This window comes from Aeromonas sp. s9 (assembly GCF_040907765.1).
Lineage (GTDB): Bacteria > Pseudomonadota > Gammaproteobacteria > Enterobacterales > Aeromonadaceae > Aeromonas > Aeromonas caviae.
Genome location: NZ_JBFOCK010000030.1, coordinates 1 through 8,825, shown reverse-complemented (window position 1 = coordinate 8,825; position 8,825 = coordinate 1). Strand labels below are relative to the sequence as shown.

General features: G+C 51.6%; 10 protein-coding genes. 3 read left to right on the top strand and 7 right to left on the bottom strand.

Annotated features, from left to right (window positions below):
• Positions 1-14: 14 nt before the first annotated feature.
• From AB5Y54_RS05480 to AB5Y54_RS05455, 6 genes are all read right to left on the bottom strand, one after another.
• Positions 15-1,052 (bottom strand): IS630-like element ISAeme16 family transposase, encoded by a 1,038-nt coding sequence (locus tag AB5Y54_RS05480; RefSeq protein WP_041206064.1) that lies wholly within the window; start codon positions 1,050-1,052, stop codon positions 15-17.
• Between the two features lie 92 nt (positions 1,053-1,144).
• Positions 1,145-2,164: a hypothetical protein gene (locus tag AB5Y54_RS05475; protein WP_368153351.1), complete on the bottom strand. Its 1,020-nt coding sequence runs from the start codon at positions 2,162-2,164 to the stop codon at positions 1,145-1,147.
• Positions 2,165-2,435: 271 nt separating this feature from the next.
• Positions 2,436-2,960, bottom strand: coding sequence for a helix-turn-helix domain-containing protein (locus AB5Y54_RS05470; protein WP_270828950.1), 525 nt, complete (start codon positions 2,958-2,960; stop codon positions 2,436-2,438).
• 168 nt (positions 2,961-3,128) lie between these two features.
• Positions 3,129-3,620, bottom strand: a complete 492-nt coding sequence (locus AB5Y54_RS05465) for a hypothetical protein (RefSeq protein ID WP_270828951.1) — start codon at positions 3,618-3,620, stop codon at positions 3,129-3,131.
• Positions 3,617-3,922 carry a hypothetical protein gene (locus tag AB5Y54_RS05460; protein ID WP_158654839.1) on the bottom strand — a complete coding sequence of 102 codons (306 nt, stop codon included), beginning with the start codon at positions 3,920-3,922 and terminating at the stop codon, positions 3,617-3,619. Before AB5Y54_RS05460 ends, AB5Y54_RS05465 begins: the two co-directional genes overlap by 4 nt.
• Positions 3,923-4,077: 155 nt before the next feature.
• Complete coding sequence (locus tag AB5Y54_RS05455; protein ID WP_368153350.1) at positions 4,078-4,659, bottom strand: recombinase family protein; 582 nt, start codon at positions 4,657-4,659, stop codon at positions 4,078-4,080.
• 406 nt (positions 4,660-5,065) lie between these two features.
• On the opposite strand from AB5Y54_RS05455, the gene AB5Y54_RS05450 reads away from it, so the two are divergent.
• The 3 genes from AB5Y54_RS05450 to AB5Y54_RS05440 all read left to right on the top strand — a co-directional run bounded on the left by AB5Y54_RS05450 (position 5,066) and on the right by AB5Y54_RS05440 (position 8,058).
• Complete coding sequence (locus AB5Y54_RS05450; protein WP_368153349.1) at positions 5,066-5,800, top strand: tetratricopeptide repeat protein; 735 nt, start codon at positions 5,066-5,068, stop codon at positions 5,798-5,800.
• 132 nt (positions 5,801-5,932) lie between these two features.
• Positions 5,933-6,694, top strand: a complete 762-nt coding sequence (locus AB5Y54_RS05445) for an SHOCT domain-containing protein (RefSeq protein WP_214002558.1) — start codon at positions 5,933-5,935, stop codon at positions 6,692-6,694.
• A 302-nt stretch (positions 6,695-6,996) separates the two neighbouring features.
• Positions 6,997-8,058, top strand: coding sequence for an integrase domain-containing protein (locus tag AB5Y54_RS05440; RefSeq protein WP_368153348.1), 1,062 nt, complete (start codon positions 6,997-6,999; stop codon positions 8,056-8,058).
• Between the two features lie 37 nt (positions 8,059-8,095).
• On the opposite strand, the gene istB is transcribed toward AB5Y54_RS05440, so the two are convergent.
• Positions 8,096-8,825 (bottom strand): IS21-like element ISAs29 family helper ATPase IstB (gene istB / locus AB5Y54_RS05435; protein ID WP_214006188.1); only part of this gene is annotated, 730 nt, incomplete at its 5' end.

Here is an 8,825-nt window from a genome sequence, read left to right as displayed (position 1 = left end):
CTAAATAGCTGATCCTAATTTCGCTCCAGTTGCATAAGCCCATGTCCATTACCGGGGAACGGGGCGGCATGATCCAGGAAGTAGAACACGCGACGTAATAACTCACCCAATGTGCGGCATTGGTGGTTCCGGGTGATCGTTTCATGGAGGGCATGCCACAGCCGCTCAATCTGGTTCACCCATGGCGAATACACCGGCTGAAAAAGCACGATGAACTTCGGATTTTTTGCCAGCCATCGCTGTGCTTTTTTGCTCTTGTGGATGATGTAGTTATCCAGGATCAGCGTGATGCTCTTGGCGCGCCGATAAGTCCGCTTTAGTGTTTGGAGCAGTGACAAGAACAAGTCCGTGTCTTTGCTATCGCTCGCCACATAGGTCACGTTACCTGTTCCGGCATGCAGGGCGCCAGCGAGGTAATGTTTGCGATTCTGGCCCGGAGTTGCCACTTTCTTCTGCTTCCCTCGCATCATCCAGTCCGCCCCCAGCTTGGGATTTAGGTGGATATCCACCTCATCTTCATAGAACACGGGATGGTCCGCACTGCAGCGTCCCAAGGCCTCATTGATAGCGGCCATTTTCCGCTCTTTATGGGGATCGCGGATGTGCAAAGTGGGCGCGGCCCGGCGCCAGACAATCCCTAGCCTGGGCAGCCATCGCCGTATTGTTGAAGCATGCAATGTCAGGCGCCAACTCCGTTTGAGTTCAAGCGCCATCAGTTCGGTACTCCAACGCGAGCGCTGATATCCGAGCTCCTGTGGAGACAACTGGATCAACAGCTGTAATAGACCCGAGATGTGAGCAAATGGCAGCACCGGCTTGCGCCCCCGAGGCTCGCTTTCAAGCCCCTCCAGACCGTACAAGGTGTACCAGTTCACCCAGCGATTGATCGATGACCGGGCGGCGGCTGTGAGCCGAGAAACAGCCGAGACACTGTGCCCGTCAGCAAGGAGCAAGATGGCGTTGAGCCTCCGGCAGAGATCTTTATCTTTGGTCCGGTGCATCTTGTTGATGATCCGGCGTCGCTCATCATGGTCGGGGAGTGTTAGTATCATTTCGGGCTCGGCTCGTTTGTCGTTTGATTGGTTTGGCGATTAATCAGATCGCACAAACGACGCCGAGTTCCCTTCTTTCCCGGATAAGTGATCTACATTTCGGAACGGTTATTTAGGACTTTGGTTTGTGTAGGGCTGGCGGCCTTTTGGCTGACCGTGGAATCCCGTTCGGCAATGAAGTGAGGGAGAAGGAGGGCTGTCATTCTCCCATAGTGGGCTTGTCCTAGGCGCGTCAGCTCGTGGGGGATGTAGAACTCGGCATCTTTGCCTATGTCCTTGTGTATATACCAGCCCCAACCGATAGCCTCTCCCATGCCGTAGCGCTCAGTGGTACGTCGCTGGCGGCGCGAGTCTGAACCATCCCATTCACCGCCCGCACTCTTGAGCCTCTTTTTCTGCTCTGCGGTGAGGCTTCCGAAGTAGATACCATGACAGTGGGAACGGCCCTCGCTGTCTCTCTCTATGCAGAACATGGTCATGTGCTCGACCTCGCGTCCTAGCGCACGACCCAGACGCTTCCTGATGGGGTCTTTTAGTTCAGCGGGGCTCTTAGCTGCGTCCTCCATGGATAAATTCAGGGAAAAGGCTACGTACCGCTTGCTACACCTCTCATACATCATGCCGGATGTAACCCAAGCGTACTTTTCCAAGCCTGATAAGTCTTTCCATGGCCGAAGGGGTTCCTTCCTCCAGTTGGGTGTTGAGATAAGGACAAAGGAAGGATCATACATATTTACTACAGACGAGATCATTTTCTCGTAGTCGCGTCGGGACGCTAAGCCAGACAGGACAAGGCTTTGACGCACCATCCCCTTGAGAGCTCTTGCGGCGGTTTTTGTATTTGGAAACCTTGCTCGCCAAAGCGTCCAGCGGGCTGTTTCACTGATGCTGGTTACAGCTCTGTTTGTGGCTCGCCGGATACTTTTATCAACGTTCATCCCACCCCTGAGTGCATCCCTGATTCTGGCGATCTGCATCTTAGCAATCCGCTCGTCTCGGGATGGGGAGTCGTCGCAGTGTAGGTTGCGACGGGCAAGCGCAAACTCATTAGGCTGCGTTAATTTTGATGACCGGTCATTGAGCACCGAGCTCTCTGATGATACTCTTTTCATAGTTAAAACCTTTTGTGCCGCCTCATTGGGCGGCTTTTTTTTACCTGCTTGCCAACGGCAAGCCCTCTTTCAAATCTCGTTCACCTCATCCCCCTGAACGCCTGTGAAGCGCGTACAGCGACAACTGACCGGTTAGGGCCGGTGTCAGTACCTATGGGGATTCCAGCGAAAGGACGCCGCGAAATGGGCGTTAGCGAAGAGGTAGGGCCGACTCATCGGCCAAAATAACAAGGTTACTTTGCAGCATGGGCGGGGTCGCCGTCAACCTGCATCACCTTGATGGTGCATCGCTCCAGCCATCGCGCTCGGCCCTGATAGCTAACATTTCCTCGTCGGTGTAATCCCTAACAATTAGCTCCGGCAGTGCTTCAACGACTTCCGGCTCAGCTGCCAGTGTGAGAACCCGGCGCAACCCATCAGCGGCTAGCTTGCTGGCTGTGGCACACGCTGAAAGGATCTTGGCCGCTTGGTGCCTGTCACATTCACTATCAACCGTTAGGCTCTCTAACAGCTCGGCTGTCTTGGTATGGATTTGGTTGCAAAGTGCAACCTGTGACCGGACGAGGCGAGCGCCCTCCGAGGCGGCGAACTCAGAAGACAATGAGGCCCGCAATCCGGCGCGGGCCTCCTCTATCAACTCCTCCCGCATCGAGTCGGGGCGAACACCTGAACGCCCCCGGATCCGTTTCACTGTGGATAGGCTGATTCCCGTCTGCTCGGCGATAGCAACAATGGGCCATCCTGCCGCGAGAGCTGCGGCAACCTGCGCTTCAAGGGCGGGGGAGGTGCGACGCATCGCGGCCCCCCTCTATTCCGAGCGCATCACACGGGGTCAACTGCTCCCATCGGGTGATTGCCAGCTCCACAATTTGCGTAGGCGACATATTCAGAGCACTGGCCCATATCGCCACACGTTCCGCGACTGGACGGGATAGCCGTATTACTTGGACTGTTTTTTGCGGCTTCATGCTTTCCCCTCTCCATGCTCCAAACCCTGCTGCTGTTCGCAGAACATCGTCCATAAACGCGCATTCCCATTTTGATATGTCAGGGTTGCCGCCCGCTCATTGTCATTGTCTATGGGGGCTAATGCCGCCGATTGTGGGATCCTAGACAGCATGGAGACGAAGAAATCATTTTCTACTGGCACATGCATAGAGATCAGATCTACCCCGGCTGGTGATACGAGCAAGGAGCGGACGATCTCGCGCAACCCTAACACCTGCTGTAATGCGAAAAATCTCCGGCTATCCATCCGCCTAGCTTCACATAGATTGCGGACAGCCCCATATAGCCGGGCATCAATAACTCTGGCCTGCTCTTCATTGGTCTTTTGAACTTCAAGAATCACATCGCGGGCCGCCACCATGTCTCCCTCGTCCATCAGTTTCAGAGCGTATGAGAGCTTGCCCGCTGTCACACCATGCGCCTGTTCGAAACGCGTTTCCGGGATCATGCTTTACCTCCATTGCGGGCCAATGCCGCCGCTATACGATACGAACCGCCAAGGCTTCCACGCTCAATAGTGCGCTGACGCTGCTTCTCGATTTCCTCCTTAACTTCCATGCGCATCCTGTCCGCCAAATCTAGATGGGTCTCACGCTCTTCAATCCAGCCGGTTTCCCCTTCACCAGTGATGATCTCGTCGTCTTCAATCTGCTCAACCGGTATACCGGCAAGCTCTGCTAAAAACGCTTTGTCCCTACCTTCCAGATAGTGCGCATCCTCACCCATCCGCTCTGCGAGCTGACGCTTCAATATTGAAACCTTCATGTATAAGCCTATAAATCTCAATGAGTTACAATGATTACATGTTACAAAAATAGATGACCGATCACCATATTAGAGACAAAAAAAATACCGGCGCTTGGCCGGTATGTTGTTGCTTTATTCGCGTGTTGTTTGGATCGTCATTACGCTGCTTTGCAGGCTCGCTTCACACTGGCGGGTGAAATCCCAAAATGTTCGGCGGTCGCCTGGATGCTTGCGCTGTTTTCCTTCCGCCAGATAGCAACGGCAACATCATCAATGGTCTTTTCTCGCCCTAATGCTTTGCCCTCTGCCTTGGCCTTGGCGATCCCGGCCATCTGACGGGCCTTGATATTTGAGCGTTCCAGCTCTGCGACAGCGGCCAGCATGGTCAGCATTGCCTTACCGATTGGCGTGGACAGGTCGAACCCCTCCCGCAAGCTGATAATCGACACACCCTTGGCTTGCAGCGCCTCAACCGTGTGCAGAACGTCAATGGTGTCACGCCCAAGACGGTCAACGGCGGGAACAATTAGCGTATCGCCCTTCCGCACAAACTTGAACAGCTCGGAGAATTCCGGGCGCTCTAATGCCTTCACTGCACCAGATATGCCCTCGTCTGCGAACCACGTTTCTACCTTGTGGATCTGCTCAATGCTGTGTCGCTGAGCCTCTACGCTTTGCTCGCCAGTGCTCACCCTCAGATACCCGATAACCGCCATATCAATTCCCCACAGATAGCTCAAAAACTATGGCTCACAATATAGTAGTAGCTCATATTGAAATCAACACTTTTGAGCCACCCTTTTCAGTGGGGGGTTTAGGTGGCTCAAAAGGTACACATTTTGAGCCAAAGCAAGAAAGGGATTAGTCTCGGATTAACAACAGCCACACACAATGTTCAACGTTAGTTGTAGACGTAGACATGAAAAATGATATCTGAGTTAGTGACCGTTCATCTCTCATGGTCATGCTCTGATCGTTGCTAGTGCTGGCGTCATAATTCGGTCGTTTTATGAACCCTCTTCTGCAATGCGTGAGATATGTAAAAATTTCTCTTTTTGGTGGTATCCAGGCTCTTTTTTTTACGTACACGCTCAATTAAAGTTCTCATGCTTTCAACAAGATACATAGAGAGAAAGACTACAAAAAATGAGCAATAAGCCTTCTATATCGCAATTGATACAAGCTGCAGAGCAGGGTGATGCTGCAGCACAATACAAACTCGCCAGGGCGTATGCATATGGCGATGGAGTGACACAAGACAGGGCTAAAGAAGTAATTTTGTATCGCAAAGCCGCCGAACTAGGCAATCCCGATGCAATGTATCGACTCGCTTTTTTACACTCCATTGGCTTCGGCGGTGTGCAAGAAGATAAAACCAAAGCTAACGACTTGTACCGCAAAGCCGCAGCTGGCTTCCACCAAGCAGCCGAACAAGGGAATGCCGATGCCCAACTCTCGCTTTGCGAGTGCTATATGAGGGGAAATGGAGTAGCAAAGAATATTCAGCAAGCCATTATGTGGTTACGCAAAGCAGCCAAACAGGGAAATTGCGAAGCAATGTACTGGCTCGGAAGTCTATATGATGAAGGTAAAGAAGTAGCCCAAGATCATGAACAAGCCGCGAAGTGGTGGCTCAAAGCATCTGCACAAGGTGATACTGATGCCCAGTTTTCACTTGGTGAATTGTACCGACTTGGTAAGGGCAGACCACAGGATAACAAGATGGCTTATATATGGTACTCAGTATCCACCATCGATAATAATGAAGCTGTTCGCGCTCGAGATGACCTAGAGAGGCTGCTGACACCAGCAGATTTAATTGATGCACAAACGCTGACTCAGCGTTACATCAAAAGACGCATTTCGGAGGAAACTCAGTAAATGGCTGGAACTTTACCGACAACCATAATTATTCAGTGAGAAAGTTGTGGTCTATTATATATCAATCGCTTAAATGAATTTAATTTTTACGACAGTGTAGTGTTAATAAGACAATGTTTTTAGGATATAAAAATGGAATCTTCCCTCGCTTTATTCACAGTGGCAATGATAATAATCATTGTGGCAATATTTTTCATGATTTCGAACCATACCGATAGAGAGAACTCATTCAAGTCTGCTATATCAAAAATTCCAGGATTTAATGTTGGCGCTCATTTTGTTAGCCATTCCGGTGATTGCAATATCGCCACAAACTCTGATTTTTCAAAGATTTATCTATCAAAAACCATTCAGGGAATACCTTATAATAAAGTTTTTCCTAGTTATGATCTTTTAAGTTCAGAGATAATTGAAGATGGGCAATCAATTATTAAGACTGTGCGTTCCAGTCAAATCGGAGGTGCAATCGTTGGTGGTCTTATGCTGGGTGGTGTTGGGGCTGTAATTGGTGGTTTATCAGGAAGAAAAACCAATACAGAGATGGTAAATAGAATCACCCTCCGAATTATAGTCAACGACCCAGGAAATCCGATTTATGATGTTTGTTTTCTCTCTAGAGAAACGAATAAAAATAGCATTGCTTATAAATCAGCAATCCAAACCGCACAAGAGTGGCAGGCTAGACTGGAAGTGATGATTAAGCGTGCGGACAAGATAAACGAAGCACAACCAATCGCTGAAACAATACAAAAAGTTAAAAAATCAAAGAAGGTTAAAAAGGAAAAAAATTCCGTCCGAGTATCGGATGAACTTCTCAAACTGACCGATCTGCGAGATGGTGGACTGTTAACTGATGATGAATTTGAGGACAGGATCTCTAAGCTAAACAGTTGAAAAGGGAGTTGAACCGGCGTCCAAATTTTGGTGTCATAGTGAAGGGTCACAGAAATGATTCACTGGAACAGGTCATCTAACTGATTGATCTTAAATGATAAACTAAAGATTGGTTGTCACCTCCCCCCAGCTCCACCAAATACCGGTCCAACAGTGACCAACGAAGTCCAAGAAACCCGCATAGCATAAGGCTTTGCGGGTTTTTTGTTGTCTTACGCTGTCCAATGGGGTGTGTTGCCATCCAGCCCTTTTAGGCATATCGTTAGGCATATCGTTTTGTATGCCTTCCGGAGCGTATGCCTATGCCTCGTATCACCCGTCCCTTATCCCCAACCGAGATCAAAGCAGCGAAGCCCAAAGAGAAGGAATACACCCTCTGCGACGGGGCTGGTCTGGAGCTCGTCATCAAGCCTAATGGCTCCAAGTTGTGGCGCCTGCGTTACTACCGCCCCCTAACTAAACAGAGAAACATGATCAGCTTTGGTTCCTGGCCGGAGATGTCGTTGGCTGAAGCGAGAGAGAAACGCTCCGAAGCCAAATCTCTGTTACTGCAAAGCATTGATCCCCAGCATCACCGTGATGAGCAAGCATCCGCCGCATTATCACAGAGCGAGCACACCTTTGAAGCCGTCGCCAAGCGCTGGTTTGATGTTAAGCGTCCTTCCGTCACCCCGGCCTATGCCGAGGATCTCTGGCGTTCGCTCGAAATGTATCTGTTCCCCGAGATTGGCACTGTGCCTGTTATGGAGATCAAGGCTCAGAGAGCCATCAAGATCATCGAGCCCATCGCCGCTGCTGGTAAACTCGAAACCGTGCGTCGTCTCACCCAGCGGGTGAACGAGATCATGACCTTCGCCGTCAACTCTGGTCTGATCGATGCCAACCCTTGCTCGGGGATAAGCAAGGTCTTTCAGCGGCCAGCCAAACAGCACATGCCCAGCATCAACCCCAACCAGTTGCCAGAACTGATGCACCGGCTTTCCAAGGCCAGCATCAATTTGCAGACCCGCTGCCTTATCGAATGGAGCCTGCATACCTTGGCTCGCCCCAGCGAGGCGGCCGGAGCCCGGTGGGCAGAGATCGATATGGAAAAGAAACTCTGGCGGATCCCACCAGAGAGAATGAAGAAGCGCAGAGGTCATGACGTGCCCTTGACGCCACAAACACTTGCCTACCTAGACCTCATGCGGCCAATCAGCGGTCATCGTGAATTTATCTTCCCAGGACTACGAAATCCCAAGACGCATACCAACGAACAGACAGCCAATGCCGCTTTGAAACGGATGGGATATGAAGGGACCTTAGTCGCTCACGGCCTGCGTGCGTATTCCGGCGAAGTTGAACAGCCATTCCGGCCAACGTGAACACCCTGATCCTTAACGCGCTCACGTCACCCCGTTTCTAACTCGAGTGTTCAGATTGGGTCAACTCACTTCTCCTCTTTCTCATCGATTCTCCCTTCAGTGACAGCCGGTGAGCGTTGTGCATCAGCCGGTCCAGGATCGCATCTGCCAGAGTGTTGTCCCCCAAGCTCGCGTACCACTCTTCCGTTGGCAGCTGACTGACCACGACCGTCGAGTATTTCCCGTACCGATCATCCATGATCTCCAGCAGGGCGTTGCGCTGCTCGGCATTCACCGCTTCCAGTCCCCAGTCATCCAGGATCAGCAGCTCTATCCTTGCCAGTTGACCCAGCAGTCTGGCGTAACTGCCATCTACCTTGGCCTGGCTCAGCTCAAGTAGCAGACGCGGCAGCCGGTAGTAACGAGTGCTGTGCCCCTGCTGACAGGCTTGGTAGCCCAGCGCACAGGCTAGGTAGGTTTTTCCGCAGCCACAGGGGCCGGTAATGAGCAGGTTCTGGCCCCGGCGCAGCCACTCTCCTTGGGCCAGGTTTGCCACCTGTGACCGCTCCAGGTTGCGTGCAGACTGGTAGTCCACCTCTTGCACCGTGGCCTGGAGTTTGAGCCTCGCCTGCTTGACCAGCCGAGCTTGTTTACGCTGCTCCCGGCTCAGTTGTTCGTGTTCGACCAGCAGGCTTAGCCGCTCGATGAAGGGCAGCCCTTCGTAGGTACTTGCCTGTTCCAGTTGTTGTTGCACGGCATCCGCCATGCCGGTCAGTTTCAGGTGTCTC

Coding starts and splice junctions, on each gene's coding strand:
- AB5Y54_RS05480 (WP_041206064.1), bottom strand. CDS start 1,052: ATGATACTAACACTCCCCGACCATGATGAGCGACGCCGGATCATCAAC.
- AB5Y54_RS05475 (WP_368153351.1), bottom strand. CDS start 2,164: ATGAAAAGAGTATCATCAGAGAGCTCGGTGCTCAATGACCGGTCATCA.
- AB5Y54_RS05470 (WP_270828950.1), bottom strand. CDS start 2,960: ATGCGTCGCACCTCCCCCGCCCTTGAAGCGCAGGTTGCCGCAGCTCTC.
- AB5Y54_RS05465 (WP_270828951.1), bottom strand. CDS start 3,620: ATGATCCCGGAAACGCGTTTCGAACAGGCGCATGGTGTGACAGCGGGC.
- AB5Y54_RS05450 (WP_368153349.1), top strand. CDS start 5,066: ATGAGCAATAAGCCTTCTATATCGCAATTGATACAAGCTGCAGAGCAG.
- AB5Y54_RS05445 (WP_214002558.1), top strand. CDS start 5,933: ATGGAATCTTCCCTCGCTTTATTCACAGTGGCAATGATAATAATCATT.
- AB5Y54_RS05440 (WP_368153348.1), top strand. CDS start 6,997: ATGCCTCGTATCACCCGTCCCTTATCCCCAACCGAGATCAAAGCAGCG.